The 15112-nt window shown below is 69.7% G+C and carries 17 protein-coding genes; 11 read left to right on the top strand and 6 right to left on the bottom strand.

Translation table 11 applies throughout. The features are described 5' to 3' along the window. The first annotated feature begins 116 nt into the window (after positions 1–116). The 3 genes from ACWCXB_RS10145 (at position 117) to moaA (ending at position 3273) form a co-directional block, all read left to right on the top strand. Entirely contained in the window at positions 117–485 is a 369-nt protein-coding gene (locus ACWCXB_RS10145) for a DUF485 domain-containing protein (protein WP_450721023.1), read from the top strand. Beyond that, complete coding sequence (locus ACWCXB_RS10140; RefSeq protein ID WP_450721021.1) at positions 482–2116, top strand: solute symporter family protein; 1635 nt, start codon at positions 482–484, stop codon at positions 2114–2116. The genes ACWCXB_RS10145 and ACWCXB_RS10140 overlap by 4 nt, the downstream gene beginning before the upstream one ends. 167 nt (positions 2117–2283) lie before the next feature. Beyond that, the gene (moaA, locus tag ACWCXB_RS10135; protein WP_450721019.1) at positions 2284–3273 is read left to right on the top strand and encodes a GTP 3',8-cyclase MoaA; all 990 of its coding nucleotides are present in this window, start codon (positions 2284–2286) and stop codon (positions 3271–3273) included. Here the strand turns inward: moaA and ACWCXB_RS10130 are convergent. Then, complete coding sequence (locus ACWCXB_RS10130) at positions 3256–3480, bottom strand: hypothetical protein (RefSeq protein WP_450721017.1); 225 nt, start codon at positions 3478–3480, stop codon at positions 3256–3258. The genes moaA and ACWCXB_RS10130 overlap by 18 nt on opposite strands. A 266-nt stretch (positions 3481–3746) precedes the next feature. Then, positions 3747–4133: a DUF3099 domain-containing protein gene (locus ACWCXB_RS10125; RefSeq protein ID WP_450721015.1), complete on the bottom strand. Its 387-nt coding sequence runs from the start codon at positions 4131–4133 to the stop codon at positions 3747–3749. A 218-nt stretch (positions 4134–4351) separates the two neighbouring features. Here ACWCXB_RS10125 and ACWCXB_RS10120 point away from each other — a divergent pair, with 218 nt between their 5' ends. Continuing rightward, a complete protein-coding gene (locus ACWCXB_RS10120; RefSeq protein WP_450721346.1) occupies positions 4352–4627 on the top strand; it encodes a GlsB/YeaQ/YmgE family stress response membrane protein in 276 nt (91 codons plus the stop codon). Between the two features lie 96 nt (positions 4628–4723). Here the strand turns inward: ACWCXB_RS10120 and tyrS are convergent, their stop codons facing one another. The 3 genes from tyrS to ACWCXB_RS10105 all read right to left on the bottom strand — a co-directional run bounded on the left by tyrS (position 4724) and on the right by ACWCXB_RS10105 (position 9238). Beyond that, complete coding sequence (tyrS, locus tag ACWCXB_RS10115; protein WP_450721013.1) at positions 4724–5992, bottom strand: tyrosine--tRNA ligase; 1269 nt, start codon at positions 5990–5992, stop codon at positions 4724–4726. Positions 5993–6071: 79 nt separating this feature from the next. Beyond that, entirely contained in the window at positions 6072–7463 is a 1392-nt protein-coding gene (locus ACWCXB_RS10110) for a metallopeptidase TldD-related protein (protein WP_450721011.1), read from the bottom strand. A 251-nt stretch (positions 7464–7714) separates the two neighbouring features. Next, positions 7715–9238, bottom strand: a complete 1524-nt coding sequence (locus tag ACWCXB_RS10105) for a TldD/PmbA family protein (RefSeq protein WP_450721009.1) — start codon at positions 9236–9238, stop codon at positions 7715–7717. 269 nt (positions 9239–9507) lie between these two features. Between ACWCXB_RS10105 and fabG the strand changes: the two genes are divergently transcribed. The 3 genes from fabG (at position 9508) to ACWCXB_RS10090 (ending at position 11541) form a co-directional block, all read left to right on the top strand. After that, positions 9508–10227, top strand: a complete 720-nt coding sequence (gene fabG / locus ACWCXB_RS10100; RefSeq protein ID WP_450721007.1) for a 3-oxoacyl-[acyl-carrier-protein] reductase — start codon at positions 9508–9510, stop codon at positions 10225–10227. Between the two features lie 4 nt (positions 10228–10231). Next, positions 10232–11002: an enoyl-ACP reductase FabI gene (gene fabI, locus ACWCXB_RS10095; protein WP_450721005.1), complete on the top strand. Its 771-nt coding sequence runs from the start codon at positions 10232–10234 to the stop codon at positions 11000–11002. A gap of 221 nt (positions 11003–11223) precedes the next feature. Next, positions 11224–11541, top strand: a complete 318-nt coding sequence (locus tag ACWCXB_RS10090) for a hypothetical protein (RefSeq protein WP_450721345.1) — start codon at positions 11224–11226, stop codon at positions 11539–11541. Between the two features lie 131 nt (positions 11542–11672). Here ACWCXB_RS10090 and ACWCXB_RS10085 read toward each other — a convergent pair whose 3' ends face one another. Then, a complete protein-coding gene (locus ACWCXB_RS10085; protein WP_450721003.1) occupies positions 11673–12356 on the bottom strand; it encodes a FadR/GntR family transcriptional regulator in 684 nt (227 codons plus the stop codon). 69 nt (positions 12357–12425) lie between these two features. Between ACWCXB_RS10085 and ACWCXB_RS10080 the strand changes: the two genes are divergently transcribed. The 4 genes from ACWCXB_RS10080 (at position 12426) to ACWCXB_RS10065 (ending at position 15008) form a co-directional block, all read left to right on the top strand. Then, the gene (locus tag ACWCXB_RS10080; protein ID WP_450721001.1) at positions 12426–13793 is read left to right on the top strand and encodes a CynX/NimT family MFS transporter; all 1368 of its coding nucleotides are present in this window, start codon (positions 12426–12428) and stop codon (positions 13791–13793) included. Positions 13794–13797: 4 nt separating this feature from the next. Beyond that, on the top strand, positions 13798–13914 hold the full coding sequence (locus ACWCXB_RS10075; RefSeq protein WP_450720999.1) for an SGM_5486 family transporter-associated protein: 117 nt from the start codon (positions 13798–13800) through the stop codon (positions 13912–13914). A 173-nt stretch (positions 13915–14087) separates the two neighbouring features. Further along, on the top strand, positions 14088–14303 hold the full coding sequence (locus tag ACWCXB_RS10070; protein ID WP_450720997.1) for a hypothetical protein: 216 nt from the start codon (positions 14088–14090) through the stop codon (positions 14301–14303). Between the two features lie 153 nt (positions 14304–14456). Continuing rightward, a complete protein-coding gene (locus tag ACWCXB_RS10065) occupies positions 14457–15008 on the top strand; it encodes a SixA phosphatase family protein (protein ID WP_450720995.1) in 552 nt (183 codons plus the stop codon). The last annotated feature ends 104 nt before the right edge of the window (positions 15009–15112 follow it).

The raw sequence follows: 15112 nt of genomic DNA, 5'->3' as shown, positions 1-15112 counted from the left end.
AGTGAACCGCTCCGCTGTTGCGTCCGTGCCGTTGTCAGGGAGTGGAGCACCATCACTCCTTCCCCCGTGAGGTCCCCGTATCCATGTCTACCGCACCCGCGTCGCGAGGAGATTCCGTGGCTACCGATGCACCGCCGCCGCCCAAGGGCGGTACGGACACCAGTCCTGCCCAGCCCACGACGGAGCAGTTCGCCGAGGTGCAGGAGAGTGCGGAATTCGGCGAACTGCGCCGCACGTACCGCTCCTTCGCCTTCCCCCTGACCATCGCCTTCATCGCCTGGTACCTGCTGTACGTCCTGCTGTCCAACTACGCGGGCGGCTTCATGGGTACCAAGCTCTTCGGCAACATCAACGTGGCGCTCGTCCTCGGGCTCGCCCAGTTCGCCACCACATTCCTCATCGCCTGGTTCTATGCGCGGCACGCGGCCGAGAAGCTCGACCCCAAGGCGGAAGCGATCAAGTCCCGTATGGAGGCCGACGCATGAGCAGCACCACCCTCCAGAGCGTCCAGCTCGCGGCATCGAGTGCCACCTCCGAGCACCGGCCGCTGATCATCTCGCTCTTCGCCGCCTTCGTCGTCGCGACGCTGTTCATCACCGTCTGGGCCGGCCGGCAGACCAAGAGCGCCGCCGACTTCTACGCGGGCGGGCGCCAGTTCACCGGCTTCCAGAACGGCCTCGCCATCTCCGGCGACTACATGTCCGCCGCGTCCTTCCTCGGCATCGCCGGCGCCATCGCCCTCTTCGGGTACGACGGCTTCCTGTACTCCATCGGCTTCCTGGTCGCCTGGCTGGTAGCCCTGCTGCTCGTCGCCGAACCGCTGCGTAACTCCGGCCGGTTCACCATGGGCGACGTCCTCGCGTACCGCATGCGCCAGCGCCCGGTCCGTACCGCCGCCGGCACCTCCACCATCGTCGTCTCGATCTTCTATCTGCTCGCCCAGATGGCGGGTGCGGGCGTGCTCGTGTCCCTGCTGCTCGGCATCACCACCGACGCCGGAAAGATCGCGATCGTCGCCCTCGTCGGCGTACTGATGATCGTGTACGTCACCATCGGCGGTATGAAGGGCACCACCTGGGTGCAGATGGTCAAGGCCGTCCTGCTCATCGCGGGCACCCTGCTCATCACCTTCCTGGTGCTGTGGAAGTTCAACTTCAACATCTCCGACCTGCTCGGCAAGGCCGCCGAGCAGAGCGGCAAGGGCGCGGCGTTCCTGGAGCCCGGCCTCAAGTACGGTGCCACCGGCACCTCCAAGCTGGACTTCATCTCGCTCGGCATCGCGCTGGTGCTGGGTACCGCGGGTCTGCCGCACATCCTCATCCGCTTCTACACGGTGCCGACTGCCAAAGCCGCCCGTAAGTCCGTCATCTGGGCCATCGGCATCATCGGCGCCTTCTACCTGATGACGATCGCGCTCGGCTTCGGCGCCGCGGCGCTCGTCGGACCCGAGGAGATCACCGCCTCCAACAAGGCCGGCAACACGGCGGCGCCGCTGCTCGCGCTCCACATCGGCGGGGTCGACTCGGCGGGCGGCGCGATCCTGCTCGCCGTGATCTCCGCGGTCGCCTTCGCCACCATCCTCGCCGTCGTCGCCGGACTGACCCTGGCGTCCTCGTCGTCCTTCGCGCACGACATCTACGCCAACGTCATCCGCAGGGGACAGGCCACCGAGCAGGAAGAGGTCCGCGCGGCCCGCTGGGCCACGGTCCTCATCGGCATCGTCTCCATCGCGCTCGGCGCACTGGCCCGCGATCTGAACGTGGCCGGTCTCGTCGCACTCGCCTTCGCGGTCGCCGCCTCCGCCAATCTGCCCACGATCCTCTACAGCCTCTTCTGGAAGAGGTTCACCACGCAGGGCGCCATCTGGTCGATCTACGGTGGCCTGATCTCGTCGGTCGTGCTGGTCCTCTTCTCCGGGGTCGTCTCGGGCAAGCCCACCTCGATGTTCCCGTCCGCGGACTTCGCCTGGTTCCCGCTGGACAACCCCGGCCTGGTCTCCATCCCGCTGGGCTTCCTGCTCGGCTGGATCGGCTCCCTCCTCTCCAAGGAGGAGCCGGACAAGGGCAAGTACGCGGAGCTCGAGGTCAAGTCGCTCACAGGCGTGGGCGCCCACTGAGGAGGGTTCTGTCATACAGATGAGCGCGGCCGCGTCGTAGGGTCCTACGACGCGGCCGCGTCGTTCGTCGTGGTAATCAGCACCTGTCGTTGTCACAGGTGTCGCGTAGGCTCGGCTGTATACACGAGTTCCTGTACGACTTCCGGACACCGGGGAGGGGGCCCGCAGTGCTTATCGACACCTACGGCCGTGTGGCCACTGACCTGAGGGTTTCGCTCACGGACCGGTGCAATCTGCGCTGCTCGTACTGCATGCCGGAAGAGGGTCTGCAGTGGCTCACCAAGTCGACCCTGCTCACCGATGACGAGATCGTCCGGCTGATCCGTATCGCCGTCACGGACCTGGGGATCACCGAGGTCCGCTTCACCGGCGGTGAGCCGTTGCTCCGGCCCGGACTGGTCGGCATCGTCGAGCGCTGCGCCGCGCTCGCGCCCCGCCCGAAGATGTCGCTGACCACCAACGGCATAGGCCTGAAGCGCACCGCGACCGCGCTCAAGGCCGCGGGCCTGGACCGGGTCAACGTCTCCCTCGACACCCTGCGCCCCGACGTCTTCAAGACCCTCACCCGCCGCGACCGCCACCACCACGTGCTGGAGGGACTGGAGGCCGCCCGCGACGCCGGACTGACCCCCGTCAAGGTCAACACGGTCCTCATGCCCGGGCTCAACGACGACGAGGCCCCCGACCTGCTCGCCTGGGCCGTGGAGCACGACTACGAACTGCGGTTCATCGAGCAGATGCCGCTGGACGCCCAGCACGGCTGGAAGCGCGACGGCATGATCACCGCGGGTGACATCCTCGAATCGCTGCGTACGCGTTTCAGCCTCACCCCCGAGGGCGACGAGGCCCGCGGCTCCGCGCCCGCCGAGCGCTGGCTCGTGGACGGCGGACCGCACCGGGTAGGGGTCATCGCCTCCGTCACCCGCCCGTTCTGCCGCGCCTGCGACCGCACCCGGCTCACCGCCGACGGCCAGGTCCGCACCTGTCTCTTCGCCCAGGAGGAGACCGATCTGCGCGGGGCCCTGCGCTCCGGCGCACCGGACGAGGAGATCGCCCGGATCTGGAAGCTCGCGATGTGGGGCAAGAAGGCCGGGTCCGGTCTCGACGACCCGTCGTTCCTTCAGCCCGAGCGCCCCATGTCAGCCATCGGCGGCTGAATCCCGCTCCCACTCGTCGAGCGTCACGACGTCCTTGAGGAAACCCCGGACACCCAGGAACTGGGACAGATGCTCGCGGTGTTCGTCGCACGCGAGCCAGGTCTTGCGGCGCTCCGGCGTGTGCAGCTTCGGGTTGTTCCACGCCAGCACCCAGACGGCGGCGGTACGGCAGCCCTTTGCGGAACAGATCGGGGTCTCGTCACTCACTCGATCATTGTCCACGATCACCGACGATCATCGGCCGACAGGACCATTGGCCCCCAATGGCGACGCCGAGCAGCCACGGGGGGAGCTGCCCGGCGTCGGTCCGTCGCTCCGACGGGGGATGCGGAGCGCACACGCAGTATGTCACGCAGAACCGGCTGCGGTGCACTGGAACTTCACGATTGATCTGAGCTTTTCTTGAGCTTTGCAGAGCCCGGTTTTCCGGGCTTCGAGGCCCGCGGAGCACCGGCCCCGGGGGCCGACGGGGGTCAACTCTGATGGGCGGGCCGTTCCGCCTGTTCCTCCGCTCCGGGGCCGCCCGCCTCCGCCGCGGGGGGCTCCGCGCCGCCCGCGGGTCCGCCCGCGTCGAGCATCGGCCGCACCGGTGGGGCGATGAACGTCGACGGCAGGGCCGGCGCGCTCTCCCGGCCGGCATTGGCGATCACCACGGAGATGTACGGCAGCAGCGCACCCAGCACCAGCGCCACGATCGCCACATGCCGCTCGACGCCCCAGAGCGCCGCGGCCAGGATCACCGCCACGGTCCGGATCGACATCGAGATCACATAGCGGCGCTGCCGGCCGCGCACATCGTCGGCGAGCCCCTTGCGGGCTCCGGTGATCCGGAAGACTTCGGTCGTACTCCGCTTCCGCATGACATTCCACCGCCCGACGACCACCATGCCGGACTCTCCCCGGCCCGGTCCTGGCTCCACGGTACGCCGCGGGTGCGACGCGTTCGAGACCGGGTCACTGCTTACCTGGGCATACGTCCGCCGCCGCACCACGTACGGAGCTGTCCGACATGCGCCGTATGGCGGATACGCTGAGACTGTCCGTAACTGCTCACGTCGATCCGAACCAGGAGGCAGCCATGGGCTGGTTGTGGGCGATCATCGTCGGGTTCGTGCTGGGATTGCTGGCGAAGGCGATCCTGCCGGGGAAGCAGCACAGCCCGCTCTGGCTCATCACGATCTTCGGCATCATCGGCGGGATCGTCGGCAACTCTCTCGCCGTGGCATTCGGCATCGGCGAGACCCCGGGCATCGACTGGGGACGGCACGCGCTGCAGATCGTCGCCGCAGTGATCGTCGTCTGGCTCGGCGACATGGCCTACATGGCCCTGCGCGGCAAAAAGCAGCACGCCTGACAGGGCGCCGGGAGGCCCTTGTACGACACCCCGGCACGACAGCGGCCGGGTGGGGATCGGTACCCACCCGGCCGCTGCCGTGTCCTGTGCGCCGGGTCAGCCGGCCGCGACCTCGACGGCCGCAAGGTTCTTCTTGCCGCGCCGCAGCACGAGCCAGCGACCGTGCAGCAGATCCTCCTGGGCCGGGACCGCGTCCTCGGCCGTGACCTTCACATTGTTCACGTAGGCCCCGCCCTCCTTCACGGTGCGGCGGGCCGCCGACTTGCTGGCCACCAGACCCACCTCGGCGAAGAGGTCCACGACCGGAGCGAGCTCGGCCACCCGCGCGTGCGGCAGCTCGGCGAGCGCCGCACGCAGCGTCGGCTCGTCGAGCTCGGTCAGCTCGCCCTGACCGAACAGCGCCTTCGACGCGCCCACGGCCGCCGCGCACTGGTCGGCGCCGTGCACCAGCGTCGTCAGCTCCTCCGCCAGCGCCCGCTGGGCCGCCCGCGCCTGCGGACGCTCCTCGGTCAGCCGCTCCAGCTCCTCGATCTCCTCGCGGGACTTGAAGCTGAAGATCCGCAGGAACTTGGAGACATCGCGGTCGTCCGCGTTCAGCCAGAACTGGTAGAACGCGTACGGCGTGGTCAGCTCGGCGTCCAGCCAGACCGTGCCGGTCTCCGTCTTGCCGAACTTCGTGCCGTCCGCCTTCGTGATCAGCGGAGTGGCCAGGGCGTGCACCGCGGCATGCGGCTCGACCTTGTGGATCAGATCGGCACCCGCGGTGAGATTGCCCCACTGGTCGCTGCCGCCGGTCTGCAGGACGCAGCCGTACCGCCGGTACAGCTCGAGGAAGTCCATGCCCTGAAGGATCTGGTAGCTGAACTCGGTGTAGCTGATGCCCGCGTCGGAGTTCAGCCGCCGGGCGACCGCCTCCTTCGCGATCATCTTGTTGACCCGGAAGTGCTTGCCGACGTCACGCAGGAAGTCGATCGCCGACAGGCCCGCCGTCCAGTCCAGGTTGTTGACCATGGTCGCGGCGTGCGGACCCTCGAAGTCGAGGAACCGCTCGATCTGCCCGCGCAGTCGCCCCACCCAGGACGCGACGACGTCCGGCGCGTTGAGCGTGCGCTCGGCGTTCGGCTTCGGGTCGCCGATGAGGCCCGTCGCGCCGCCGACCAGACCCAGCGGGCGGTTGCCCGCCTGCTGGATCCGGCGCATGGTCAGGATCTGGACCAGATTCCCCAGGTGCAGGCTGGGCGCGGTCGGGTCGAAGCCGCAATAGAACGTGACGGGACCGTCCGCGAACGCCTTGCGCAGTGCGTCCTCGTCAGTGGACAGGGCGATCAGCCCCCGCCACTGCAGTTCGTCGACGATGTCCGTCACGTCTCTCGCGTCTCCTCAGGTGTGCTTACGGTTGTGCTTGCGGGTGTCCTCGCGAACGTCCTCGCGGACGTCTCCGAGGTTATACGCCCTGGCTGACCGAACTCATATTGAAATCGGGGACCCGGAGCGCGGGCATCGCGGCCCGGGTGAACCAGTCGCTCCACTCGCGCGGCAGCGTCCTCTCCGTACGGCCCGCCTCGGCGGCCCGGGACAGCAGATCGACGGGCGACTCGTTGAACCGGAAGTTGTTCACTTCGCCGACCACCTCGCCGTTCTCGACGAGATAGACGCCGTCCCTGGTCAGGCCGGTGAGCAGCAGCGTCGCCGGGTCGACCTCGCGGATGTACCAGAGGCAGGTCAGCAGCAGGCCGCGCTCCGTGCTCGCGACCATGTCCTCCAGCGAGCGCTCGCCGCCGCCGTCCAGGATCAGGTTGCCGACACCGGGGGACACCGGCAGGCCGGTCAGGCCCGCGCTGTGCCGGGTGGTGACCAGCCGGTCCAGCGTTCCTTCCCGTACCCACGTGGTCGCGGACAGCGGAAGACCGTTGTCGAAGACCGAGGCGTCGTCGCCGGACGCGTGCGCGATCACGAACGGCGCGGACTCCAGACCCGGCTCGTTCGGGTCGCTGCGCAGGGTGAGCGGCAGCTCGGACAGGGTCTCGCCGATACGGGTGCCGCCGCCGGGCTTCGAGAAGACCGTACGGCCCTCCGCGGCGTCCCGGCCGGTCGACGACCACAGCTGGTAGATCAGCAGGTCGGCGACGGCGGTGGGCGGCAGCAGGGTCTCGTAGCGGCCGGCGGGCAGCTCGATCCGCCGCTCGGCCCAGCCCAGGCGCGTCGCCAGCTCCGCGTCCAGCGCGGCCGGGTCCACGTCCTTGAAGTCCCGCGTCGCCCGGCCCGCCCAGGCGGAACGGGTCCGGTCAGGAGACTTGGCGTTGAGCTCCAGCGTGCCCGTCGGCTGGTCGTGGCGGAGCCGCACGCCCGTGGACGTACCGAGATACGTCGAGGTCAGCGTGTGATGGGCGAAGCCGTACAGCTCACGGCCGCCCGAACGGGCCCGGGCGAACGCCTCGCCCAGCGCGGGCGCGAAGTCCGTGAAGACCGCCGACGACGTCTCGGCCGGCGCGTCCGTGAAGTCTCCGGCGACCGGCACGCCGGTCACCAGCGGCTGCGCGTCCTCGGCGGGCCCGGCTGACCGCGCGGCGGCCTCCGCGGCCCGCACCAGCGGCTCCAGGTCCTCGGCCGTCACGGCCGACCGCGACACCACACCGGACGCGGTGCCCTGCGTCCCGTCGACCGTGGCGATGACGGTGAGGGTGCGGCCGCGGGTGACGCCGTTCGTGGTGAGGGCGTTCCCCGCCCAGCGGAGATTGGCGGACGAATGCTCGTCGGCGATGACCACGCAGCCGTCGGCGGTGGACAGCTCGAGGGCGCGCTCGACGATCTCGTGCGGCTTGCTGACGGGGCTCATCGACCGGCCTCCTGCTGGGTCTTCGGGCTGTGCGTTCCTGGGACGTGGGCGCGACCCGTGCTCATCGGCCCGCCACCTGCGTCGTATTGAGACTGTGCTTTCCCGGGGGGCGACCCCCGGACCCCCGGCCGGAGGGGCTGTGGGCGCGACCCGTGCTCATCGGCCCGCCTCCTGCGTCGTATTGAGACTGTGCTTTCCCGGGGGTCGACCCCCGGACCCCCGGCCGGAGGGGCTGTGGGCGCGACCCGTGCTCATCGGCCCGCCTCCTGCGTCGTGTTGAGGATGTTCACGCCGCGGAACAGGGCGGACGGGCAGCCGTGCGAGACCGCCGCCACCTGGCCCGGCTGGGCCTTGCCGCAGTTGAAGGCGCCGCCCAGGACGTACGTCTGCGGGCCGCCGACCTTCTCCATCGAGCCCCAGAAGTCCGTCGTCGTCGCCTGGTAGGCGACATCGCGCAGCTGCCCGGCCAGCCGGCCGTTCTCGATCCGGTAGAACCGCTGCCCCGTGAACTGGAAGTTGTAGCGCTGCATGTCGATCGACCAGGACCGGTCGCCGACCACATAGATCCCGCGCTCCACACCCCCGATCAGGTCCTCCGTCGACAGACCGCCGGGCTCCGGCTGCAGCGAGACGTTCGCCATCCGCTGCACCGGAACATGCGCCGGGGAGTCCGCGAAGGCGCAGCCGTTGGACCGGCCGAGGCCCGTCAGCCGCGCGATGCGCCGGTCCAGCTGGTAGCCGACGAGCGTGCCCTCCCTGACGAGATCCCAGCTCTGCGCCTCGACGCCCTCGTCGTCGTACCCGATCGTGGCAAGACCGTGCTCCGCGGTCCTGTCGCCCGTCACATTCATCACCGGCGAGCCGTACCGCAGCTTGCCCAGCTGGTCGAAGGTCGCGAAGGACGTCCCCGCGTACGCCGCCTCGTAGCCCAGCGCCCGGTCGAGCTCCGTGGCGTGGCCGATCGACTCGTGGATCGTCAGCCACAGATTGGACGGGTCGACGACCAGGTCGTACCGCCCCGCCTCGACACTCGGCGCGCGCATCTTCTCGGCGAGCAGCTCCGGGATCTCCTCCAGCTCGGAGTCCCAGTCCCAGCCCGTGCCGGTCAGATACTCCCAGCCGCGGCCCACCGGCGGTGCAATCGTCCGCATCGAGTCGAATTCACCGGTCGTCGCGTCCACGGCGACCGCCGTGAGCTGCGGATGCAACCGCACCCGCTGCTGGGTGGTGACCGTGCCCGCCGTGTCCGCATAGAACTTGTTCTCGTGCACGGTCAGCAGCGAGGCGTCCACATGCGCCACGCCCTCCGCGCCCAGCAGCCGGGCGCTCCAGTCCGTGAGCAGCCCGGACTTCTCCTCGTCGGCGACGGTGAACGGATCGATCTCGTACGACGAGACCCACGTCCGCTCCGCATGCACCGGCTCCTCGGCGAGCTCCACCCGCTCGTCCGACCCGGCCGCCGCGATCACCTGGGCGGACAGCTTCGCCATCGCCACCGCCTGGCCCGCGACCCGGGCGGCGGCGTCCATGGTCAGATCCACGCCGGAGGCGAAGCCCCACGCCCCGCCGTGCACCACCCGCACCGCATACCCGAGATCGGTCGTGTCGGACGAGCCGGCGGGCTTGGCGTCCCTCAGCCGCCACGCCGCACTGCGCACCCGCTCCAGCCGGAAGTCGGCATGCTCGGCGCCCAGCGCACGGGCCCGCGCGAGCGCCGCGTCGGCGAGCGCCCGCAGCGGCAGCGCGAGAAACGTCTGATCGATGTCATGGGCCACAGGCGGCCTCTCCTTTTCACGCATGCGTGCTCGGATCACTACGCGAAGTCAAGCACGCGGCATGGACAGTTCCGAGGGAGTTTCCACACTCGTCGTCACCGTCGGCGATGGACGGAGCGTCACACCGGCGCGCGTCCCGGCCACCGGGGACGCCGACTGTAGGGTCCCCACAGCAGACACAGGGCGCCACTGTCGGTGGCCGATTCTCCCGATGCCGGGCGGTACCGATAGGTTTTCAGGTACCAGACCGCTATCGAAAGGGTGATCCGTTGAGCCGCTCGGTTCTCGTCACCGGAGGAAACCGGGGCATCGGCCTCGCCATCGCCCGCGCTTTCGCCGAGTCCGGCGACAAGGTCGCGATCACATACCGGTCGGGCGAGCCGCCGGAGGAGCTCACCAAGCTGGGCTGCCTGCCGGTCCGCTGCGACATCACCGACGCCGAGCAGGTGGAGCAGGCCTACAAGGAGATCGAGGACAAGCACGGTCCCGTGGAGGTGCTGGTGGCCAACGCCGGTGTCACCAAGGACCAGCTGCTGATGCGGATGTCCGAGGAGGACTTCGTCTCCGTCCTCGACACCAACCTCACCGGCACCTTCCGGGTCGTGAAGCGCGCCAACCGCGGCATGCTTCGCGCCAAGAAGGGCCGTGTCGTCCTGATCTCCTCCGTGGTCGGGCTGCTCGGCTCGGCGGGCCAGGCCAACTATGCCGCCTCCAAGGCCGGTCTCGTCGGCTTCGCCCGTTCCCTCGCCCGCGAACTCGGATCGCGGAACATCACTTTCAACGTCGTCGCACCCGGTTTTGTCGACACCGACATGACCAAGGTGCTCAGCGACGAGCAGCGCGCGGGCATCGTCTCGCAGGTGCCGCTCGGCCGTTACGCGAAGCCGGAGGAGATCGCCGCCACGGTGAAGTTCCTCTCCTCCGACGACGCCTCGTACATCACTGGAGCCGTCATCCCGGTTGACGGCGGATTGGGCATGGGTCACTGATCACATGAGTGGAATCCTCGCCGGCAAGCGCATCCTCATCACCGGTGTGCTGATGGAGTCCTCCATCGCATTCCACACCGCGAAGCTGGCCCAGGAGCAGGGTGCGGAGATCATCCTGACGGCCTTCCCGCGGCCCACCCTGACCGAGCGGATCGCCAAGAAGCTCCCCAAGCCCGCCAAGGTCATCGAGCTCGACGTCACCAACGACGAGCACCTGGCCCGGCTCGCCGACATGGTCCGTGAGGAGCTCGGCAGCCTGGACGGTGTCGTGCACTCCATCGGCTTCGCGCCGCAGGACGCGCTGGGCGGCAACTTCCTGAACACGCCGTTCGAGTCCGTCTCGACCGCGATGCACGTCTCGGCGTTCTCGCTGAAGTCGCTGACCATGGCCTGCCTGCCGCTGTTCCCGCACGAGGGCGCCTCGGTGGTCGGTCTGACCTTCGACGCGCAGTTCGCCTGGCCGCAGTACGACTGGATGGGCCCGGCGAAGGCGGCGCTGGAGGCCACCTCCCGCTACCTCGCCCGCGACCTGGGCAAGCAGAACGTCCGCTGCAACCTGATCTCGGCCGGGCCGCTCGGCTCGATGGCCGCCAAGTCCATCCCGGGCTTCAGCGACCTCGCGGACGTCTGGAACCACCGCTCCCCGCTGGAGTGGGACATGTCCGACCCGGAGCCCACCGGCCGCGGTGTCGTCGCGCTGCTGTCGGACTGGTTCCCGAAGACGACGGGCGAGATCATCCACGTCGACGGCGGCGTACACATGATGGGTGCGTAACGCACCGTTACCTGTGAGTACGGATTCACCCGTACGACCGTGATGCCCCGGTCACCCGCTGTGTGCGGGTGACCGGGGCATCGCCCGTTCGGCGTAGCGGAGCGGGCGCCCTGGTCGCCGAACAGCGACGCTGGAGAGGCAATCCCTCCCTTGTGGTGCAGCAGCGGTGCATTCCGCAGTACGGCCGAGGAGGTCTGCTTGTGCGTACGACCTGGCGTTCCATGTCCGCACTCGGCGTGCTGGCGACCCTGCTGCTGCCGGTGTCCACCGCGGCCTCTCTGTCGCCCGGAGAGTCCGCCCCGCAGCCGTTCGGAGCCGACTGCGATGTCGTCGTCGAGGGCTCACGCGCCACGGCGTACTGCCACAACTCCTATCTCGACACGGACCGGGTCCAGCTGCACGTCGAGTGCGAGCGATGGTGGGACCTCGATGCGGACAGCCGCCCCGTCGATGTCGCTCCCACCGCCCACGCCACGCTCACCGAGCGCTGCTGGAAGGAGATAGGCACCGCCTGGGTGAGTCACGTACGCGCCTCCTGAGCTGGTCCGCGGGTCCGCGAGTCCGGGGGTCCCGGGGTCCGGGGGTCCCGGGGCGAGGCCCTCAGGGTTCCCGGGCAGGGCCCAGGCTCCGCCTGACGCCTCCGCCCAACGCCTCCGCCCAACGCCTCCGCCTACGCTTCCTCGGCCGGTTTGCGCAGGCACATGAAGGGATAGCTCGCGGCCTCCGCCGCCGCGGTGTGCCCGTCACCCTCGCGGATCGCGTCGACGAGCCGTGCGTGGTCCATGTGGTGCTCCGGGCGCAGCTCATGGCCCACGTCGTCGCGGAGCCAGTCGCGCAGCAGGTCACCGAGGTCCGCGTAGAGCCCGGTCAGGACCTCGTTGTGGGACGCGGCGACCACGGCCAGGTGGAAGCTCGCGTCGGCGGTGACGAACTGCTCCGCGTCGCCCGTCTCCCAGGCCTCCTCGCGGCGCGCGAGCAGCGCGTCCAGCTGCTTCAGATCCCGCTCCGTGCGGCGCTCGGCGGCCAGTCGTGCAGCCGACGACTCGAGCGTGGAGCGCACCTCGGCGACATGGCCCGGATCGGCGTCGGCGAACCTCCTGTGCATGACCCCGGCCAGCTCGCTCGTCGCCACGACATACGTGCCCGAGCCCTGGCGGATGTCCAGGAGGCCGTTGTGGGCGAGCGCGCGGACCGCCTCGCGGACCGTGTTCCGGGCCACGCCCAGCTGCTCGACCAGCTCGGGCTCGGTCGGAATCCGTGAGCCCACCGGCCACTCGCCCGTGGTGATCTGGTTCCGCAGCTCGGTGATCACCTGGTCCGAGAGCGCGGAACGCCGGGGAGAGGACAGCGCCATGGTGCTCCTTGTCAACGAGATTCGTTCGGGATTGGACAATCAATCATCCCATGATTCTATGATGGCTCCATGCCTGACGAGACCCGGACCCGGACCCGTACCCGCACCAGGACCCTGAGCTCCGCCGCCACGGCATCCCGTACCTTCACCGATTCTCCCGCCGGGAACCCCTCGGTCTGGCTCAACCGACTCGTACTCGTCGGACTCGTCCTTGCCGCACTCAACCTCCGCCCCGCCATCACCAGCCTCGGCGCGCTTCTCGAGGAGGCGCGGGGAGGGCTCCACATGAGCGGCAGCGTGGCCGGGATCCTCACCTCCGTACCGCCGCTGTGCTTCGCGGTCTTCGGCCTCACCGCGCCGCGGCTCGCCCGCCGCTTCGGGCCCACCGCGATCGTCTGCGCCGGGATGGCGGCGATCACCGCGGGTCTGCTGATACGGCCCTTCGCGAGCGGCACCTCCGGCTTCCTCGCCGCCAGCGCGCTCGCGCTCATGGGCATCGCCGTCAGCAACGTCCTGATGCCGGTGATCGTCAAGCGGTACTTCCCGGAGCGCGTAGGCAGCGTCACCGGGCTGTACTCCATGGCCCTGTCGCTCGGTACCGCGCTCGCCGCGGCCGCCACGGTGCCCATGACCGAGTCACTCGGCGGCAGTTGGCGCACCGGCCTCGGGGTGTGGGCCTTGGTCTCCGCCGTCGCCGTACTGCCGTGGATCCTGCTCGTGCGCGACCGCGACCGCGACCGGGATCGGACCCGCGATGGCGACCGCGATCGGAACCGTGGCCGGGACGCGGGGCTCGGCCGGGCCGCGCCCGCGCCCGTCGGCCCGGCCGCCGGGACTGCGCCCGCCCTGCGCATCACCCGCAGCCGCACCGCCTGGGCCCTTGCCTGCTTCTTCGGCCTCCAGGCCACCGGTGCGTACATCACCATGAGCTGGATGCCGCAGATCTTCCGCGACGCCGGCGTCTCGCCCGGGACGGCAGGCGTGCTGCTCGCCATCACGATGGTCATGGGCGTACCCCTCGCCTTCGTCATCCCCCGGCTGGCCACCCGGCTCAGGACCCAGGGCCCGATCGTCGTGGCCCTCGGCCTGTGCGGACTCACGGGCTATGCGGGCCTCTTCCTCGCGCCCGCCGCGGGTGCCTGGGCCTGGGCCCTGCTGCTGGGCATCTCCAACTGTGCGTTCCCGCTCGCCCTGACGATGATCGGCATGCGTGCGCGCACCGGCGCCGGCGTCGTACGGCTCTCCGCGTTCGCCCAGAGCACCGGCTATCTGATCTCCATCCCCGGCCCCCTCCTGGTCGGCGTGCTCTACCAGCACAGCGGCGGCTGGGAGCTCCCGCTCGCGCTGATGGCGGGGCTCATGGTCCCGCAGATCATCGTCGGCAGCCTTGCGGGCAGGGACCGGACGATCGAACACGAAGCCGGGATGCGAAACTGACCGTATGCCTGTTCTCGACCCGAACCCCCCGAACGGCCAGAAGAAGCTCCTGCTCATCTTCGGCACGATGATCGCCATCACGGTGGTCATCGGCATCATCGCCTCGATCGCCGCGCCGTGACGCCCACGGTGAGCGCGGCGGACGGTGGTGCCTGCACCACCATCCCCTAGGGGGCAGGTGTCAGGGTGAAGTGGGTGGGTCACCGGATGGGAGACCGGGCTCATGATCCGTAGGTTGGAAGCACCTCGGCAGCCCAGCCGAGCAGCGCACCTTCAGACCCTACGGAGGCGGCCATGTCGGCCCGTGCACGCACCCGCTCCCACGCCCCGGCCGCGGGCGGCATGGACGTCCGGCTGCCGTGGTGGGCGCTCGTGCTGCCGGTGATCGCCTTCGCCGCGCTGCTGGTCCTGATGACCGCCTCCGGCGAGGCGCACGCCGTCACCGGCGTCACCGGCGACCCCTCGGTCGGCTTCCTCCTGGACCGGATACAGACCCTGACCGGCTCCTGACGCGGCCCCGACGCGACTCCCGATGGTCTCCCTACGCCACTGCGACGGGATTCCTGAGGCGACCCGCGCCCTGAGCGCCATGACGTCATCCTTGGCGGGGATGCGCGTCAACACCCTGCGCCCGATGGCCGGTTTCATGCGAAGCTGGGGAGCATGAGCGCCGCAGTGTTTTCCGGGGGGACACGCCCCGGATCCCCTGAATCCCGAAGGATCGTTCTCCTCCGCCATGCGAAGGCCGACTGGCCCCAGGTGCCCGACCATGAGCGGCCGCTCGCCGAGAGAGGCCGCATGGACGCCCCCGTCGCCGGACGCAAGCTCGCCGAGACCGGCATCTCCTTCGACCTGGCCCTGTGCTCGACCGCGACGAGGACCCGCGAGACGTGGAAGCTGGCCGTCCACGAGCTGCCGCACCGCCCGCGGACGGTGTACGAGGAGCGGCTGTACGAGGCCTCGCTCGGTGACCTGATCGCGCTCCTCAACGAGACGCCGGACGACATCGCCGACCTGCTCCTGGTCGGCCACAATCCCGGTATGCACGCTCTCGCGGACGCCCTTGCAGGGCAGGTGGAGGGCGACACCCTGGCCAGGATGAACCGGGGCGGCTTCCCGACCGCTGCGTTCGCCGTCGTCGGCTTCGAGGGCTCCTGGAAGTCCGTCGAGCACGGCGTCGGCAAGCTCCTCGACTACTGGGCCCCGCACGACTGATCGCCGCGCACCGGCGGACGAACCGGCGGAAGAACCGGCGGAGGCGCCGACAGACGAACCGGCCCCGGTGCGCAGATCGCGCACCGGGGCCGGTCAGTTGGCAG

Source organism: Streptomyces sp. NPDC001514 (genome assembly GCF_053597075.1).
Note: the sequence above shows the minus strand (reverse complement) of the source record. Positions and strands in the feature narration are given on the sequence as shown.

Bases quoted from the DNA above. Each gene is read 5' to 3' on its own strand.
- ACWCXB_RS10140 (WP_450721021.1), top strand. From the start codon at position 482: ATGAGCAGCACCACCCTCCAGAGCGTCCAGCTCGCGGCATCGAGTGCC.
- ACWCXB_RS10080 (WP_450721001.1), top strand. From the start codon at position 12,426: ATGCCTGACGAGACCCGGACCCGGACCCGTACCCGCACCAGGACCCTG.
- ACWCXB_RS10090 (WP_450721345.1), top strand. From the start codon at position 11,224: ATGTCCGCACTCGGCGTGCTGGCGACCCTGCTGCTGCCGGTGTCCACC.
- fabI (WP_450721005.1), top strand. From the start codon at position 10,232: ATGAGTGGAATCCTCGCCGGCAAGCGCATCCTCATCACCGGTGTGCTG.
- ACWCXB_RS10070 (WP_450720997.1), top strand. From the start codon at position 14,088: ATGTCGGCCCGTGCACGCACCCGCTCCCACGCCCCGGCCGCGGGCGGC.
- ACWCXB_RS10110 (WP_450721011.1), bottom strand. From the start codon at position 7,463: ATGAGCCCCGTCAGCAAGCCGCACGAGATCGTCGAGCGCGCCCTCGAG.
- ACWCXB_RS10075 (WP_450720999.1), top strand. From the start codon at position 13,798: ATGCCTGTTCTCGACCCGAACCCCCCGAACGGCCAGAAGAAGCTCCTG.
- ACWCXB_RS10065 (WP_450720995.1), top strand. From the start codon at position 14,457: ATGAGCGCCGCAGTGTTTTCCGGGGGGACACGCCCCGGATCCCCTGAA.
- ACWCXB_RS10125 (WP_450721015.1), bottom strand. From the start codon at position 4,133: ATGCGGAAGCGGAGTACGACCGAAGTCTTCCGGATCACCGGAGCCCGC.
- ACWCXB_RS10085 (WP_450721003.1), bottom strand. From the start codon at position 12,356: ATGGCGCTGTCCTCTCCCCGGCGTTCCGCGCTCTCGGACCAGGTGATC.
- ACWCXB_RS10120 (WP_450721346.1), top strand. From the start codon at position 4,352: ATGGGCTGGTTGTGGGCGATCATCGTCGGGTTCGTGCTGGGATTGCTG.